This window comes from Phormidesmis sp. 146-33 (assembly GCF_052939515.1).
Window position 1 is genome coordinate 15,461 of sequence record NZ_JBJPHU010000028.1, and the last position, 16,678, is coordinate 32,138.

Annotated in this window: 12 protein-coding genes; 7 read left to right on the plus strand and 5 right to left on the minus strand. The window is 51.9% G+C overall.

What is annotated here, in order from left to right:
• The first annotated feature begins 2 nt into the window (after positions 1-2).
• On the plus strand, positions 3-734 hold the full coding sequence (rpaB, locus tag ACJ2PR_RS13450) for a response regulator transcription factor RpaB (protein WP_446858038.1): 732 nt from the start codon (positions 3-5) through the stop codon (positions 732-734).
• A gap of 1 nt (position 735) precedes the next feature.
• On the opposite strand, the gene ACJ2PR_RS13455 is transcribed toward rpaB, so the two are convergent.
• Both ACJ2PR_RS13455 and ACJ2PR_RS13460 read right to left on the minus strand, forming a co-directional pair.
• A complete protein-coding gene (locus tag ACJ2PR_RS13455) occupies positions 736-2,490 on the minus strand; it encodes a cellulase family glycosylhydrolase (protein WP_446877376.1) in 1,755 nt (584 codons plus the stop codon).
• Between the two features lie 417 nt (positions 2,491-2,907).
• A complete protein-coding gene (locus ACJ2PR_RS13460; protein ID WP_446877377.1) occupies positions 2,908-3,120 on the minus strand; it encodes a hypothetical protein in 213 nt (70 codons plus the stop codon).
• Between ACJ2PR_RS13460 and ACJ2PR_RS13465 the strand changes: the two genes are divergently transcribed.
• A complete protein-coding gene (locus ACJ2PR_RS13465; protein ID WP_446877378.1) occupies positions 3,119-3,952 on the plus strand; it encodes a hypothetical protein in 834 nt (277 codons plus the stop codon). The two genes, ACJ2PR_RS13460 and ACJ2PR_RS13465, sit on opposite strands and share 2 nt — an antisense overlap.
• 157 nt (positions 3,953-4,109) lie before the next feature.
• Here ACJ2PR_RS13465 and ACJ2PR_RS13470 read toward each other — a convergent pair whose 3' ends face one another.
• Positions 4,110-4,757 (minus strand): hypothetical protein, encoded by a 648-nt coding sequence (locus ACJ2PR_RS13470; protein ID WP_446877379.1) that lies wholly within the window; start codon positions 4,755-4,757, stop codon positions 4,110-4,112.
• Positions 4,758-5,261: 504 nt separating this feature from the next.
• Between ACJ2PR_RS13470 and ACJ2PR_RS13475 the strand changes: the two genes are divergently transcribed.
• From ACJ2PR_RS13475 to bcsA, 5 genes are all read left to right on the plus strand, one after another.
• On the plus strand, positions 5,262-6,899 hold the full coding sequence (locus ACJ2PR_RS13475; protein WP_446877380.1) for a carbohydrate porin: 1,638 nt from the start codon (positions 5,262-5,264) through the stop codon (positions 6,897-6,899).
• Entirely contained in the window at positions 6,896-9,211 is a 2,316-nt protein-coding gene (locus tag ACJ2PR_RS13480) for a tetratricopeptide repeat protein (RefSeq protein ID WP_446877381.1), read from the plus strand. The genes ACJ2PR_RS13475 and ACJ2PR_RS13480 overlap by 4 nt, the downstream gene beginning before the upstream one ends.
• Positions 9,212-9,341: 130 nt before the next feature.
• A complete protein-coding gene (locus ACJ2PR_RS13485) occupies positions 9,342-10,565 on the plus strand; it encodes a glycosyl hydrolase family 8 (protein ID WP_446877382.1) in 1,224 nt (407 codons plus the stop codon).
• Complete coding sequence (locus ACJ2PR_RS13490; RefSeq protein ID WP_446877383.1) at positions 10,562-13,069, plus strand: cellulose biosynthesis cyclic di-GMP-binding regulatory protein BcsB; 2,508 nt, start codon at positions 10,562-10,564, stop codon at positions 13,067-13,069. Before ACJ2PR_RS13485 ends, ACJ2PR_RS13490 begins: the two co-directional genes overlap by 4 nt.
• A 6-nt stretch (positions 13,070-13,075) precedes the next feature.
• Entirely contained in the window at positions 13,076-15,646 is a 2,571-nt protein-coding gene (gene bcsA / locus ACJ2PR_RS13495) for a UDP-forming cellulose synthase catalytic subunit (protein ID WP_446877384.1), read from the plus strand.
• Positions 15,647-15,653: 7 nt separating this feature from the next.
• On the opposite strand, the gene ACJ2PR_RS13500 is transcribed toward bcsA, so the two are convergent.
• Together ACJ2PR_RS13500 and ACJ2PR_RS13505 are read right to left on the minus strand one after the other, a co-directional pair.
• Positions 15,654-15,875 carry a hypothetical protein gene (locus ACJ2PR_RS13500; protein WP_446877385.1) on the minus strand — a complete coding sequence of 74 codons (222 nt, stop codon included), beginning with the start codon at positions 15,873-15,875 and terminating at the stop codon, positions 15,654-15,656.
• A 199-nt stretch (positions 15,876-16,074) separates the two neighbouring features.
• On the minus strand, positions 16,075-16,644 hold the full coding sequence (locus tag ACJ2PR_RS13505; RefSeq protein WP_446877386.1) for a hypothetical protein: 570 nt from the start codon (positions 16,642-16,644) through the stop codon (positions 16,075-16,077).
• Positions 16,645-16,678: the final 34 nt, after the last annotated feature.

Genomic DNA, 16,678 nt, shown 5'->3' on the forward strand with positions numbered 1-16,678 from the left:
AGTTGGAAAGTCATAAAGAAAAAATACTCGTAGTCGATGACGAGGCCAGCATTCGACGCATTCTTGAAACCCGTCTGTCCATGATTGGCTATGATGTCGTCACGGCTGCCGATGGGGAAGAAGCCCTCGATACGTTTCGTAACGCTGATCCTGATCTGGTGGTTCTTGATGTAATGATGCCCAAGCTTGACGGCTATGGGGTTTGTCAAGAGCTTCGCAAAGAATCTGACGTACCGATCATCATGCTGACTGCTCTAGGAGATGTCGCCGATCGCATCACAGGGCTAGAACTCGGCGCGGATGATTACGTCGTCAAACCCTTCTCTCCCAAAGAGCTAGAAGCCCGCATCCGTTCGGTTTTGCGACGAGTCGATAAAGTCGGAGTGACTGGAATCCCTAGTTCCGGCGTGATCCACATCAACACGATTCGCATCGACACCAACAAGCGCCAGGTTTACAAAGGTGACGAGCGAATTCGGCTGACGGGCATGGAGTTTAGCTTGTTAGAACTGTTGGTGAGCAAATCGGGCGATCCGTTCTCGCGATCGGAAATTTTGCAAGAAGTCTGGGGCTACACACCCGAACGTCACGTCGATACTCGTGTGGTAGACGTTCACATTTCCCGCCTCCGCGCCAAACTCGAAGACGATCCCAGCAATCCTGAACTGATTCTCACTGCCAGAGGCACAGGTTATCTCTTCCAGCGCATTCTCGAACCTGGAGAAACCGAGTAGGTCAGGGTCTTGTGACAGTGAGTTGTTTGGGTAAATAGTCTGACCCTAGCTTTTTGGCACAAAATCCTGCATCGATCGTTTGACCCGGCTGAACGACACGACCCCACTCTGGAGGCGTTACGATGTACTGCGAACCCTGATTGCGGAACGTTCCATTCCAGCGTTGATCAAGGGTCGATCGCTCCATTTGAAACTGAAGCTGCCAATTTTCGACAGGCGTTTTGCCCTGGTTGGTGACTGGTAAACTCACACAAAAGCCCTCATTCCAATCAGACTGCACGATCAGCTTGGGCTGCAACTGAGCGATCGCGCCTGAATTTGACTTCGTTGGACTTGACATAGGCGAAGGACTGCTGGGCGAGGGGCTGGGACGCACGACGGGAGTTGTGGAAAAGGAACGCATCGTCGGGGCTGGTAAAAGCTGATTGAGAAGCTGTTGTTTGGGTTGGTCGATCGCCTGCCAGTCGTCTAGCAAAATTCCCCCCGTATCCTGACTATTGGGGTTCCAACTCCAGTACGCAAAACTGAGATTGTTGCGCTGCAAAAAGTTGACAAACTGACGCTGCCAAATGCCTTCTTTGGAAGTCGCATCCACCTTGCGTCCGCCAAACTCACCAACCAGAACAGGCGCAATCTTCTGTCTTGCGATAAAAAAGAAACCCTTCTCCCAGCGATCGCTCAGATTTTTGGGAAAACTTCGCTCTGAAAACCAGGGCTGATCAAACACACCCGGGCCATATTCGTGGGGCGAGTAAACCAGCTTATTGCGAACCGCTAACCGAACTGGAAACCGCCGTACTCCTTCTAGATTGCCGCCCATCCAGTGCCGCTTGAGCCGTTGCCCAGGGACGTTGTTCTCCACGCCTTCAACGATGATCAGCCAATTTTTGTTGATCTTGAGAATCGCATTGCCCGATCGCTCCGCTGCTAGTCGCCAGTCAGTTGCTTTATTGTTGGTTCCCCAGCTTGCCCGACCGTGAGGCTCATTTTTGAGGTCAGCCCCAATGACATTTGGCTGATTTTTGTAGCGCTCCGCCAGCATCGTCCAGGTTCCGATCCAATCCGCTTCGGTGAAGCCATCTCCATACCACAGTTCAGGAATGCGTTGATTATTGAGACGGTGACTATCAAGCAAAATCAGCAAGCCCTGCCGCCCCGCTTCTTGAATCACCAAATCCATGACTTCGATCGGCGTTTTGCCCTGCAATTCACGATTACTGCCCAGGTCGAAATTAATGCCGCTCACGCTCGTCCCTCGGAGTGCCTGAACCGAATAAGGTAAGCGAATCACGTTGTAGCCCAAGCTCTTGATCTGCGTCAGCATCTCCTTATAGTCTCGCAACCACAATCCATGAGGAGCCTGAAGGTCAGATTCTATGCCAAACCAGTTGACCCCCCGCAGCATCACCGATCGCCCTGTGGCATCCACTACGCTTGCCCCTCGCGTCGATAAAGGTGGCTGAATGACGATCGCAGCCTCCGCTATAAAAATTAGGTTTTGTATCCAAAAATACAGCCCGATCGCCAGTCCAATTATGAAGAACCGAAGGAGTCGAATCTGAAGGCGAGGGCTAAATCGCCCATTAACAAGGTTTTGTAATGAATACCAGACGCTTTGGTAAAAATACGGTGGCGATCGCCGTTGTTTCAAAGCCTGCCCTGAGTATTTCTGCCACAAGATAGCTAAAGTTGTGATTAGCCAGGTGTGTGTAAAGCGAGTCCGCAATCTGGGTAGGAGGACAAAAGATTTAGACATATTTAAATCGTTGAATGAGTTTACTTGGCTGAGAGAAATCAGAATTGAGAAAATTGCACCGTCAAACTCTTAGCAGTAAAGCCCCAAAATTTTAGAATTCAATACAGCTATACAAAGGGGGCAAAACTCAGTCGCATCCGGAAGAAACCTATGAACGATCTCGCCCCTTCATCCTTCTAATCAACCGCTTGCTACTCTTACTATCTCGGTAATGACGGCGCTTTTCAGCAAAAGGTGTCTAAAGATAAGATGCCTTTTATATAAAGTTTTTGTAAAGTTTTCATGAAGCTATTCAGGCCTACAACAGTGCTCTAATGACTGCTTGTACGCTAGACACCGTAAGGGAGACCGTACTACGGAATCCACTGAGTCACTCAGGGCATTAAACCTCATCATGAAAAAGTAGTCTCCGAAATTTCACATAAACTTTTTGTGCCAGCGCTCTTCTTCATGGGATTTATATTCCATTTTTAGTGGAGAGCCACTAATCTTGATATCAAAGGTAAGCAATTCTTTTCTGTCTGCCTCGATCGCGTGATTGATCGCATCAAGACAGATTGAAACTTGTGAAGTTGCTGCCACTTGCCCACGGTCTTTTTGTAGTAACCGATACTCAGAGTTGTCAAACATGACTGTACCTTCACTCGGAAAGTTTTTAGTCCCTGCCGCCCTCGCTGCCGGAGCCGTCTTCTCAATCTCTACAGCCCCGCTTGCTCTCTTTGGCTCTGAGCCAATCACCGTCGAAATGAAGGGAACGGAAGTCTTTAAAGGCAGCCTTAAAGATGTCGCTGCTCCTTATCTGGGGTTTGCGGGTGCCCTGAGTTTGGCTGTAGGAGTCACAAGCCTCGCATTGACTGGATGGCGGCAGTCCTCTCGTCAGTCAGGAAAACTGGAACAGCAGGTCTCCGGAATGCAGAATCAACTCCAGGAAAAAGAAGTTCAGCTTCAAGAGCTTTTGCTCTCAGATAAAAGTTTAGAAACGACTGGACTCCAATTTTTTCTAGAGGATGAAGAATCGTCTCAGCTAGTTTCTGATGAAGTAGCCGCTCCGTCTCAGCCGATCGTTCAGGCATCTGCTCAGGTGAGTCAGCCGATCGTTTACGCTGCGCCGTCTCAGTCTATTCTGTCTGCCAAGCCCAGCGTTCAAACTGCGGTATCTCCTTTACAGGCTGCTCAAGCGTTTCTCAGCTTCTCTCGAACGGGAACCTCAGCTAAAGCAGCGGTCAAACCTGCCTGGACTCAAGTGCCCCCTGCTTCTGAGAGTACGGTCGCGCAAATCAGCGAACTGCAAACTCAGCTTCAGCAAATCATGGCGCAGATTGAGACGCTGCAATCAAACGCTTGGGTCGAGTCGCAGCCTGTCAACTCAAGAGTCACGATCGATTCGATGATCTCCTCAATTCCGCAAGCCAAACAGCGTCAACTTGAGCCGCAGAGAGTGATGCAAATTGTTGCTTCCTAGAATTTGGGACACTTACGGGGTGTCCTTCTTTTTAGGATGAGTTTCGGCAGCCAAAACAGCCAAGATCCTGCTTCGCAAGAAACGGCGACCCTGGGTTGAACTGCTGAGAGGTAACTTTAGTGATCTCTTTAGTGATCTCTTTGCTTTCAAGCTACCGTCATCGAAGAACGGCTTGAGGGGCGATCGCCGCATCGGTTTGTCCCTTTAGATCGTCTGATTTCTCAATTGCTTTGGCTGCCACTCTGACTCTCTGAGATGTGAGGTCACGTTGACTAATAGGCGGAGTTGGGGGACTGATGGTTAACACTTGATCCGCTTGCAGGTAGCTTCTACCATCCGCCGTAAAGCGCACGACTAAACTATCTGTGCCTTGTGCCACGTCCAGGGATCGAGCGACAGGATCAGTCACCGCCAAAAAGGTCACTTTAGTGTCTGGCTCTAGATTTAGACCTGCCCGACCGGTTTGCCAGACCTCTTGCGGCGGCTGACCCTGGGGAGTTTGCAGCAGGTTGAGTGTGGCTTCCCACTTGCCTTCTTTTACCTCGACCTGAGTGCGCGACAAGATCGAGTAGGTTGGCTGCTGATTGCTCAGACGATCGCCCGGCTGTAAAGTTCGGAGAGCCTGCACGGTGATTTGGGTGCGATCGGGAAGGGTTGTTTTTCCAGTCACGGTATAGGCTCCGCGCTGTTGGGCAGGCTCGACTTGCATCGTTAATTCTGTTTTCGAGGAGCGCACTTGCACACAGCCCACACAAATCAGAGACAAAAACGCTAGGCAACGCGATCGAGCAACAGTAAACGTCATGGAAGAAGAAAGTTAAGTTGACTTGAAATTCTAGAAAAGAGTGAACGTCACAACAAATGCAGGTCATTTGCAGGTTGTTTACGCGACTCCTACTTCGTTAAGCTCAATTTTCCGCATTCATCCGGAATCGTCAACCCTTAACTTTATCTAAAGCCTGCGAGACCACCCCTTGAGCCTTGATGGCGAGATCAGCGTCTTGAGGTTCTGATTGTGAGGTAAAAGTATTGAGGGCCAGAGGAATAGAAGCTGGAAGTAAAAGCCAAGTCTAGTCGGTTTTGTCCTGAATTGGGAGAAGAAGCTAGGAGATAGGATCGGGCTTTAATTGTGTAAACTGTCACACGATGCCAAAAAATGAGTCAGGTCAAAGTGGGTCATGGTAACGTGTGAAGTTGATTCTTTGTGACAGTTCGGCTGAGTGAAGTTAATGATCAATATCCTTGAAGCGTTGTCGGCGACGGCACATCCCAAGGTTAGTCCATCAATCAGCAATGGTGTGAGTGAACAATGTCTGACTTATCCAGGTATTCCATTCTAAAGTCTCTTCTGTCTTGGGGAGCAGTCTCGTCGGTGGCGGTGGGCGCGATCGTCTCGCTACAAAATAATCCTGCTCAAGCAAATCCCCCTGCGTCTAATCCAGAGATTGCTGTCCCGCGAAATGATTTGAGGTCGGTTAATCCAGATTTGGCGAGTCGTCAGTTGCCCAGTGTTGCGGCGGTCAGTCCTGCTCGATCTTATGTTCCTCAACTTCAGCAGCCGATTCCTGCGTCTGTCAGCGAAGACGATTTGATTCGTCAGCTTTCGGGGAGTGCGCCAGTCGTACGTTCTCAGCAGGTTTCCCAGCAGATTCCGGTTTTTGCGCCGACTCCGACGGTTTTGCCTACGACTGAAGCGATGCCTGCTCGTGAACCTGTGTTGGTGACGGCGACGACCAATTCTGATCAGGGGCTAAAGCTGCTAACTGTCCCTCAAATGAAGTTTACGGCTCCGACTTCTGCGGTGCGATCGATCAATCCTAATCCTGCTCCGTTTACAACGACGGCTCAGACGACCGCAATCGAGTCACCTACGACCAAAGATAGCTTGTTGTCACAGTCCTCTAATCAGGATGCCGGATCGCTGTCTCCTCGCAGTCGCCCTTTTCTCAGAAGTACTGCTTTGACTCCGCCCAACTTTACGCTACAGGGCGTTTATCTCTATCAGGGAGATGAGTCTTCGGCGCGGGCCAGGTTGACGACGATCTATCCGCTGACACCGCGAGTCCAGTTTGGGGCTACGTTTGATATCAGTACGGGGAATGCGTTTACGGACACGCCTAATGATGGGTTTAACGTCACAGAGCTATATTTAGCCACGTCTCTGGGCGACATTCCTAATTTGCGATTTGTGGTTGGGCAACTGGATCTGACTTCTTATTTCGATCGCAACAGTTTCGCCAAAGATGGCGCGACTCACTTTTTTAATCCTGTGTTTCAGACCAATCCAGCCCTGAGTGCGACGGGAATTGGCTCTCGTCCAGGTTTGTTGGTGAATTGGAGTCTGACGGACAATATCGAAGCGAAAGCGGCGGCGTTTTCTTCGTCGAGAGGGCTGAGTGACTTTGCGCTGGATGGGTTTGCGGGCGAGTTGGGAATTCGCTATGGCAATCTGATTGTACGGGGAACGTATGCAACCGGTCGCGACTCTGGCAACAAAGATGGCTTTAGAGAAATCTTTCAGATCAGTCGAGGCGGCGGACTGACCGGCCCCTTGCGCGGCGATCGAGAAGAATCCTATGGGATCAACGCCGAAGCTTTTATTCCCAATCTGAAAATGGGGATCTTTGGGCGATACGGTCGCTACAACAACGTCGATCTGGGCGAAGGTGGCGACACCTTTAGCGGCGGGATTACCTTTTTGGATCTGTTTGCCAAAGACGATCGCTTGGGGCTGGCCTATGGTCGGGGCTTGTCGAACGATAAACTGCGGGCCCGCAACAACGATCGCACGCCCGATGTGTTGGAGTTGTTTTACGACTTTCGGTTATTGCCCAATCTACGACTTGGCTTCTCGGTGCAAGAGCGAAATCAATTTTCGGAGATCGTCGCTGGCATCCGAGTCAGAACTGAGTTTGATGTCACACCTAGAGGAAGGCTGATTCAGTGAACTTGACCAAACAGCAGCGTAAAAGAAACCGCACCCTTGCCTTTTGCCTGGGGCTTCTGTTGTCGGGAACGCCGATTCTCTCGTTTGCGGTGAGCATTCCTACGGTGCAGGCTCAAACGGTTCCTAGTGAAGTGCGTCGAGGCTATACCGAACTGGGACAGGGATTGGTGAATCAGGCGATCGCGACCTTTCGCGGGGCCATTCAACGCTACCCGGAGTCACTGGAAGCAAAATTGGGGCTGGCGATCGCCTTTCGTCGAGCCGGACGGGATGCCGATGCGTTTCAAGCCTATCAGCAGGTTTTGGTTCAAGATCCCAACAATGTGTTGGCGTTGAAGACGATCGGGATTTTGGGCGGCTTTCGGACTGAGTGGCAGGCACGAGGGATTGAGGCGCTGACGACTTTGTTGAAAATTAGTCCCGCAGATAACGAAGCGCGTGCCCAAAGAGGCTTACTGTACGGCTTTCAAGGACGCTTTGCCGAGTCGCTGGCAGATTATGAGATTGCACTACAGGGCAGTCCCACGCCAGACGTTCTGTTAGGTGCGGCTCAGATCTACACCTACGGCGGCAATCCTCAAAAAGGGCTGGAGTTATTTGAGCGCTATCGGTCTGCGTCGAATAAACCGATCGTCGGAAATGCCGCGATCGCTTATGCGCGGGCCTTGAGGGCGACGGGGAACACGGCTCAGGCGATTCGGATTTTAGAAGGGCAGCTTCCGAGAGAAACCAACGCCTTTGGGGTGCAGGTGCGATCGGAGCTTTCTCAAGCCTATTTAGCCAATCGACAACCGACTCAGGCTTTGGCCATTCTTGACCCGCTGCGCGATCGTGGCGATTCTCGACTCTCTCTGGCTAGAGCGCTCAATGAGATCGGCAAGCAAGAAAATCGTCCAGATCTGTCGGCGCAAGCGTCTGATCTCTATCGGCAAGTGCTCAACTCTACGCCCAACCCCTCTCCGGCTCTGGTGCGAGAAGTGGCGGATGTGCTGAGTGCCATTCCTCAAGATCGACAGACCGCCTTGCAGCTTTATCGTCAACTCGTCCAGCAGCAGCCCAGTGACAAAGTGTTGATCATTCAGCAGTTGGCGCTCGAAAGTCAGTTAGGGACTCTGCCTCAAGCTGAAGTGCGGCAACGACTGCGATCGATTCTCCAACCTTTGCCCAGTTCTCCAGCACAGCAGGCGGCGATCGCTCAAGCGCTAGTGAGACTGGAACCCGATCCCGAATTTCTCCCGGTCTATCAGAGTCTGATTCAGGCGGGTGTGAATGAGCCGTTTTTGAACTTTCGATTGGCACAATTGCTGATTGAGAGAAACGATCTGGATGGGGCGAAGACGGCCCTGGCGGCTTATCAGGCGACTTCGGTGGGGTCGCGCGATCTGGCTCCAGAATTGCTATTGGCAGAACTCGATCGCCGCCAGGGAAACCTGGAAGCCAGCGCCAAACGCTATGAAACGCTGATTTCTAGTAGTTCGCGAGACAGCGATGTGACGACGGCCGCGATTCGAGGATTGGCAGGGATTCGGTTGGCTCAGGCTCGATATGAGGACGCTTTGACGCTTTACGATCAGTTGATTTCTCGCAGTCCCCAAGACCAGCAGCTACAGCTTGGACGAGCGGCGATCGCCTACCAGGGCAAGAAAATCACCGAAACAGAAGCGGAAGCTGTCATCGATCGCCTTTTACAAGCCCGTCCCGCCGAAACGCCCCAAGAGCTATACACCTTAGTCGGACTGTTGCCCAGCAATCCCAGACGTGAAGCGCTCTACAACGCCCTGATCGAAGCTGATCCCAGCAATGTGACGGTGCAGGTGAGGCTGATTCAACTGTTGGCGGTGCGAAGCCCCAATCAGGCGCGGGCCCAGGCAAATCGACTGATCGCCAGAGTCAGAAAAGCCTCCCCCAACGGCAACAACAACGTCGAACTGCTGTTTCTCAAAGGCCAACTAGAGCAGGCCTTGGGCAACCTCGATCGCGCTGAAGATGCGTTTGCGGCGATCGTCAATCTTGAACCCGACAATACCAACGCGCTGTCTGCTCTGGGAGGAATTCGATTTCAGCAGCGACAGTTTGACTCGGCGGCCAGCCTCTACTCCCAGGTTTTGGAGCTAAACCCCGATGATCTGATCGCTCAAAGATCGCTAGCCGAATTAACCGCCGCTCAGGGCAATCCGCTAGAAGCGCTAGAACGATTTGAGCAACTCCAAGTGCAGGGCAACGCTGATCCCAACTTGTCCAGACGCATTCAGCAGTTGCAAGAAGACATGCTCAGACAGCGAGGCTTCCAACCGCCCTGGGAGCGCTATTAAGGTTCGATCACACTGGGTGCATCTGGTTTGAGTTTTCGTGGTCTATTTTGTCTCGGTTCCCGCTTGCCCCCCTCGATCCCAGAAGATTACTTCACGACTGCCCCATTTCCCAGGAGCGCCCATTTTCAGAATGCTGCGGTTTTTGCTACTGATTTTCGTCAGTCTGTCGATCGGAAGTTTGACAGCCTGCGATTTGCTAATGCGCCAAAATTCTGATCGACCTTCTGTTGAAGAATCGGCTACACCCGACCATTCCGCCCTCCTGTCTGAAAGTTGGACGGCTTACCGTAACCGATTTATTCAAACCGATGGGCGAGTGATTGACTGGGAAGCGACTGGACGATCGACTTCTGAAGGTCAAGCCTATGCCATGTTGCGGGCTGTGTTGGCGAACGATCCCGACAGTTTTGCGCTAACCCTCAAGTGGTCACAAAACAACCTACAGCGACAAACAGCCGACAAGCGACGACTCGATCAGCTTTGGGCCTGGCAGTGGGGGCGCGATCCCGCCGGAAGATGGGGCATTCTAGACGGCAACTTTGCCAGTGATGCGGACATTGATGCGATTACCGCTCTGATTTTGGCCTCACGTCGATGGGAGCGGCCAGAATACCTGAGTTTGGCGCGGGCTAAATTAAAGGATCTCTGGACTTACTCCACGGTGACCGTCGGATCAGACCGATATTTGCTGCCTGGCCCACTCGCCGCCTTTCAAAAAGCAGGCAAGCTCAAGTTCAATCCGTCCTATCTCGCGCCTTCTTCCTTTCGGCTGTTTGCTCAGGTTGACCCCGATCGCGATTGGCTCAGTCTGGTCGAAAGTAGCTATCTAATGCTGGAACGATCGGCGGCCGTTTCCGCGATCGGCTTGCCGAGTGACTGGGTGGCACTAGATCCCAAAACAGGACAGTACGTTGCTTTGGACGAATCCAATACGGTCGTCAGTCGCTATGGATTTGATGCGAGTCGAGTCTGGTGGCGGGTTGCCCTCGATTGGAAGTGGTTTAATGAGCCACGCGCCAAACGCTACCTAGAGAAACATCTGGAACCAATGGAAAAGCTGTGGCGATCGCAGCAAAAAATTCCTGCTCAAATCGACCTCCAGGGCAAACCGATGGTGGACTACGATGCGACTTCTCAGTATGGAATGCTGTACGCTGCCTTTCGGGTCGTCGATCCGGCGATCGCGCAGCAGATTTACGAAAAAAAGTTAAAGCCTCGCTACCAAAACGGTTTCTGGGACAACGACTCCGCCTATTACACGCAAAATCTCGCCTGGTTTGGGCTTCTGCCCTCGACGGCAATCGCGCCCTACCTTTCACCCCCTACTAAAGCTGCCCAAGATACTCACCCATGAACAATCGGTTTTCAGGTCACTCCCGGCGAAATTTGCGTCGTCTACCCCGGACGGTGTTGCGGTCATTGTTGCTATCTAGCATTGGATTGATCACCGGATTGATCATCACCTTCGCTCAGGGACACCACTCGGCGATCGTCACCGCTCAAGGTGTTCAAAAGCAAGAAGATCAGCTAATCCGAGAATTTAAGCTGCCACCCGCTCAACCCGCTCCGGTCTACCAACCTCAAGCCCCCGTTTCACAACCTGAACCCGCTCCTGCTGCTCCCCAACCTGCCCCGATTGAATCTGCTCCCGCTCCCGAATCGGCCCCGATTGAATCTGCTCCCACCCCTGCTCCGACCCCACAGCCAGAGAAAAAGCCGTCAGAACCTCAGCTTGCAAATACCGGCCCGCGCAGTCAGTACGTTTTAGAATTTAATCGCAGTCCGGTGATTGGCAACCGATTTCGGCTAGAGGGCGTGTATTCAGAAGCGCGATTGGGCTTTACTCGTCCCAAAAATTGGCAGGTCAAATCGGCGAAGGCGATCGTGCATTTTCAGCATTCTCCGGCTCTGGTGGCCAACAAATCGAATCTGATTGTGCGCGTCAATGATACGAGTGTGGGCAGTGTGCCGCTTAACCTTAAGGACGCTCAGACGGGCGAAGCGGTTGTCAACGTTCCGATCAATCTGCTTCAGGACTATAACGAGATTGCGATCGTCGCCCAGCAGCAAAATTCACCGACCTGCTCTAACCCAGATGACAAAAGCCTTTGGTCAGAAGTGCTGCCTGATTCAAAACTGGTGTTTGACTATCAGAGCCAGCCGATCGCCCTCGATTTTAGCCGCTATCCCTTTCCCTTCTTTGACAATTTGGGCTTAGATGCCAGCCGCATCAGCTACCTCGTGCCCTCAAAACTGGATGAATCCTGGCTGACCGCTTCCAGTCGATTTCAGACCAATTTGGGACGAATGGCCGATTTTCGCCCGCTCGAAACGCAGTTGGTCAAAGACTTAAAGAAATTTGCGTGGAACGATCGCCTCGTGATCATCGGCACTCCCGAATCACAGCCAACGCTAAAAACGCTGAAACTGCCTTTCCCAATTGCCAACAACCAGATCCTTGACGGCAACAAAGCGCCCCTGCCCGGAGAGGTGGGCGTGTTGATGTTGGCGACGACTCAAGAAGGGGGCGTTCCTGTTCTGATCGCGTCTGGCAACAGTGCCGAGGGCGTTGCCAAGGCGGTTCAGTTTTTGGTGCAGCCTCAGAGCGGTCAGATTGGCACAGGTCAGTCGATTTTGGTCAATGATCTTGTCGATGTGCCGTCGCCCGATCCTCGCGCCTGGTCGCGCTATCTCCCGGTGGCGAATTCGTTCAAATTGAGTGAGCTAAAAGGGCTGGACAACAAGCCATTCAAGGATGTGACGGTGCGGGGTTCGTCGGCTCCTCCCGTTCAGGTGGCGTTTCGGGCATTACCGGACGATCGCTTTTTGCGCGGCAGTTCGATGAATTTGCGCTACAGCTACAGTGCTCAGGTCAATCCCAAAAATTCGGCTGTGGAAGTGCGAATCGATGGAGTGGGCGTAGGCAGCAAAAAGCTTACCTCTGATGCGGGCGCGACGAACGAAGTGTTTAACGTCAATCTGCCTGAAAATTTGATTCGGTCAGACTCGGTGATCGACGTTGCCTTTAAGCTGTCTCCCAAAGAAGCAGGCAATTGTGGGCAGGTGAGCGACCAGCAGCTTTGGGGAACGGTTCACAGCGACAGCGACTTTAATCTGCGGCGGGAGACCTCCGTCCAACTGCCCGATCTCAAATTGTTGACGACGGGCTACCCTTTCACCGCCCCCCAGGATTTGTCTCAGACGGCGATCGTTCTCCCCGACCAACCCAATGATGCAGACTTGATGACGTTGATGAGATTTAGCGAACGCATGGGACGACTCAGCCAGGCCAACTCGGTCAAACTCGACGTGTACGAATCTGGCAAGCTCCCAGAATCTATCAAAAAAGAGCGCAATCTCGTGGGAATTGGCACCCGCGATCGCTTCCCGATTAAAGAAATATTTGAGACGGAGAAAGGCTTTCGTCTGTTTGGGGCTTTCACTCGTCAATCAGATCAGGCGCGCATCCAATCCCTGCCTGACAACGGCGGCGTGATCAAGAGCATTCTCTCTCCCTGGAATGGCGATCGCGTCCTCGTAGGTCTGAGCGGTCAAACCGAATCGGGTCTAAAACAAGTTCAAGACATTCTCAGCAAAGACTTGTGGTTCTATCAACTCAAGGACGACACCGTTTTGGTTAGCGCCAACGCGCCAACGCTGTCTCCGTTTGATTCCAATGCCTACCAGCTTCAGTTTTTACAAGAAGGACGATCGCGCCGGGTTGAAGACTTGAATCCGTTGGCCAAGGCTCGTCGCTTTTTGCAAGACCACTGGTATCTGTTGCCCACGGGCATTATCGCCCTCTCGCTGTTGCTCTACGGAGTTGCCCAACTTTATCTCAAACGTGTTGCAGGATAGATCGTCATGACAAGTCAAACTTCTGATCTAGAGCCAAAGCGTCGCAGTAAAAGTGAGCGACTTGTCGCTTGGCTGGCTGACCTGATTCCCAACTTTTTTGATCGCACTCTTAGTTGGGTCGGACGATCGCAGCTAATCTGGCTGATGGTCGTGCTTTTGGTGCTGTCTGTGCCGTTGATCATCACGCCGCTGACGGTCTTGCAGCAGGGCATCGTCGCCGTTATTTTGGTGGCGATCGGTTGGTTGGTGGCGACCCTGGAGCAAAAACAGCCTCAAGAAAGCACCAGTCAATATTTGCATCTGTTTATGGTGTGGCTGAGTCTGATTACGACGTTTCGCTATCTCTATTACCGCACCAACTACACGCTTAATCTGACGAGCGGCTGGCTGGACGCAACATGCAGTATTTTGCTGTTTATTGCAGAACTTTATGCGATTTTGACGCTGATGCTGGCGTTCTTTCAAACCCTGCAACTTAAGAATCGCAAACCCGTTGATTTAGACAATATTCCGCCTGACCAATGGTTTTCGGTAGATATCTACATTCCCACTTACAGCGAGGATGTGGAAATTGTTCGCAAAACGACCCTGGGGGCGCTGGCGATCGACTATCCCGCAGACAAAAAGCGCGTCTACATTCTCGATGATGGTCGGGCTGACAAGTTCAAATCGCGACGAGCCGCATTGAGAAAGATGTGCGACGAACTGGGCTGCACAATGCTGACGCGCGACAACAACGAACACGCCAAAGCGGGAAATATCAACACTGCGCTGAAAAAAACGGGCGGCGAGTTGATTCTGATTTTGGATTGTGACCACATTCCAGTTCGCAATTTTCTCATGGAAACGGTGGGATTTTTCTACCGTCCAAAAGTCTCTCTAGTGCAGACTCCGCACTGGTTTTACAACCCTGATCCGTTTGAGCGAAATCTGCAAACTGGGGGCAAAATTCCGGTCGGCAACGAGCTTTTCTACAAAGTGCTGCAAAAAGGAAACGACTTTTGGAATGCGGCTTTCTTTTGTGGGTCGGCGGCGGTCGTTCGCAAATCTCACCTCTTGGAAGTGGGCGGCATCGCAGTCGAGACGGTGACCGAAGATTGTCATACCTCTTTGCGGCTGCACTCATTGGGGTACGAATCGGTGTACTACGATCGCGTCATGGTGGCGGGTCTGGCTCCCGAAAACTTTTCTGCCTATGTGGGTCAACAGATTCGCTGGGCGCGAGGCATGGCGCAGATTCTGCGACTCGAAAATCCCTTATTTAATCCCAGGTTAAAGCTGTCCATTCCCCAACGCATTTGCTATTTCAGCGCAACTTCCCACTTTTTCTACGGATTTCCACGTCTAATGTATGCGCTGGCACCTGCTCTATTTCTGGTGTTTGGCATCAATCCGATCCGAGGTCTGGGGCTAGAAACGCTGGCCTACGCCTTGCCTCACTTTTTCATCTCGACCTACGCTAACTACATCACCTACAAGCACGTCCGCTTCTCGTTTTGGAACGAAATCTACGAGTTTGCGATGTCGTTTCATGCGGGACTGGTGACACTGTTGGCGTTGATTAATCCTAAATTAGGCTCGTTTAATGTTACGGACAAAGGACTTTCGGTGACCAAACGCAGCTTTGATTGGGGGTCGGCGCGGGGACTAGTGATGACAGGGGTATTGGTAGCCGCTGCGATCGCAGCCGTTCCTTTTTGGCTGATCCTTCGTCCCCAAGATTCAGAAGCCGTGCTGGTCAACCTGGTCTGGAGTATTTTTAATCTGATTTTGATTGCGTCTGCGATTTTGGTCGCCTTTGAACAGCCTCAACTGCGTCGGGCCCATCGTCTCGATCGCAAACTCAGTGCCCTTCTCTACAGTGACGATCGCACCCTCAGAGGTACGACGGCCAACGTCAGCGAAACGGGATGTCAGCTAATCTTAGATTCTTGGTCTGACCTGGTGAATGAGGTTGAGATCGAGCTGATTGGCGATTATGGGGCGAGGGCGTTTGTGACGGGGCAGATTATTCGCATCGTGCCGATCAATGAATCTCAGTCGATGTTGTCGATCGAGTTTATCAATCTGACTCGTTCTCAACTGGATGCGATCAGTGTGGTGATCTACTCAGATGTGCGCGAGTGGTATTCTCAACAGCGCGACGGGGTGGATGATCCGATGGAGTCGTTTCGGTTTATTGCCAGCAGTATTGGGCGATCGTTTCGCAAGCGAGAGGCGGCTCCGAGTGGTCTCAAGACGCGCAAGTCGATCCATGCTCATGCTCAACTGTATTGGCGGGGCCACTTTTATGAGGCGGTGGCGATCGAGATCAATCAGCGCAGTTTGCAGTTAGAAATGCCGACGGGGTTGATTTATGACCTGGATGCGTTGGGCAATAATCAGCCGTTGGTGGGGTTGTTGTTGAGTCAGAGTGCTGATGAGCCTTTGCCCAAACGGTTGCTGGCTCAGGTGGAGCAAGTGGAGTCGGTGGTTGACCAGCATGGCAATCGAGTTGTGATTGAGTTGAGTTTCCCTGACAAGATTATGGAGCGTCAGGAAAGCAAGATCAAGGAACTGGTGAAGACGTTGAGTTGAGGGATGGTTAGTGTTTGGGTGTTCTGTAGAGATAGCGATCGTGTTCGGTTGACCAATCGGCTGGGGCTTCGACTGTACCGATCAGAGATTGCAGAACATCCCAAGCATCACCGGAGAGTTGCAGATGTTGTTGTCGTAGAGTTACTACAAACTGTAGAACCTCTTGTTGTAAGTCGTCGGGTAAATCATTCATCTCTTCGATGACTTTTGCGATGATCGGGCTGTTCATTATGATTTTCCCTGATGTTTTTAACGTGAATTCGATGAAGTCTTTTTGCTTCGTTCTTCAGCGCTTCTGCCCCCCAAACCCCCAAAATTGGGGGACTTTAAGACAAGATTTTGGGTTCAAAGTCCCTCACTCGTGGGGGATTTAGGGGGCTGCCTAGATTAACAACCGCAGCGAAAGATTTCATCGAATTCACGTGTTTTTAGCTTACTTTTTGCAGTTCTGCTAGATACCAGCGATCGCTTTCGTCTTCTTGATGTCTGGCGATGATTCCGAGGGCCTCGAGGCTTTCGAGACAGGTGAGAATGGTTTGTTTTTGGCGGGTTGCGTTTTTGAATTGGGCGGTGATTTGGGCGATCGTCCATTCGCCGCTTTGGGTGCGGAGGAGATCGCGGATGGCGGCGAGTTGGTCTTTGAAGGCTTTGGGGAGTTTTTGCTGTTCGAGGGGGGCGATGGCGGTTTCTGTTTCGGCTTCGGTGATGCCTGCGATGAGTTGCTGGGTTTGGGTTTCACCGGGGGCTTGATAGTCTGGGCGCAACCAGCGAATCAGTCCGTTGCGTTCTTCTTGGGCGCGTTGGGCGTTGAGGGTGACGAGGTTTTCGAGGATTTGATCGTCGGTGAGGTCGATCGACCATCCATAGGCGGCAAAAACGGCGGTGTCGAGTTCGTCGTGGATTTGTTTGAGGGTGGAAACGAGGGCTTTTTGGTTGAAGGCTCGATCGCTATCTGTCAGTTCTTGTCCTGCGCGGAGCTTCTCTAGCAGGTTGTACATTGCTGTGATGGTGACTTCGGGATGTTGGGCTTGG

What these genes read in the sequence shown, in the direction of transcription:
- ACJ2PR_RS13490 (WP_446877383.1), top strand. Translation starts at nt 10,562, where the DNA reads ATGAACAATCGGTTTTCAGGTCACTCCCGGCGAAATTTGCGTCGTCTA.
- ACJ2PR_RS13485 (WP_446877382.1), top strand. Translation starts at nt 9,342, where the DNA reads ATGCTGCGGTTTTTGCTACTGATTTTCGTCAGTCTGTCGATCGGAAGT.
- ACJ2PR_RS13500 (WP_446877385.1), bottom strand. Translation starts at nt 15,875, where the DNA reads ATGAACAGCCCGATCATCGCAAAAGTCATCGAAGAGATGAATGATTTA.
- ACJ2PR_RS13465 (WP_446877378.1), top strand. Translation starts at nt 3,119, where the DNA reads ATGACTGTACCTTCACTCGGAAAGTTTTTAGTCCCTGCCGCCCTCGCT.
- ACJ2PR_RS13470 (WP_446877379.1), bottom strand. Translation starts at nt 4,757, where the DNA reads ATGACGTTTACTGTTGCTCGATCGCGTTGCCTAGCGTTTTTGTCTCTG.
- ACJ2PR_RS13455 (WP_446877376.1), bottom strand. Translation starts at nt 2,490, where the DNA reads ATGTCTAAATCTTTTGTCCTCCTACCCAGATTGCGGACTCGCTTTACA.
- ACJ2PR_RS13475 (WP_446877380.1), top strand. Translation starts at nt 5,262, where the DNA reads ATGTCTGACTTATCCAGGTATTCCATTCTAAAGTCTCTTCTGTCTTGG.
- ACJ2PR_RS13505 (WP_446877386.1), bottom strand. Translation starts at nt 16,644, where the DNA reads ATGTACAACCTGCTAGAGAAGCTCCGCGCAGGACAAGAACTGACAGAT.
- bcsA (WP_446877384.1), top strand. Translation starts at nt 13,076, where the DNA reads ATGACAAGTCAAACTTCTGATCTAGAGCCAAAGCGTCGCAGTAAAAGT.
- ACJ2PR_RS13460 (WP_446877377.1), bottom strand. Translation starts at nt 3,120, where the DNA reads ATGTTTGACAACTCTGAGTATCGGTTACTACAAAAAGACCGTGGGCAA.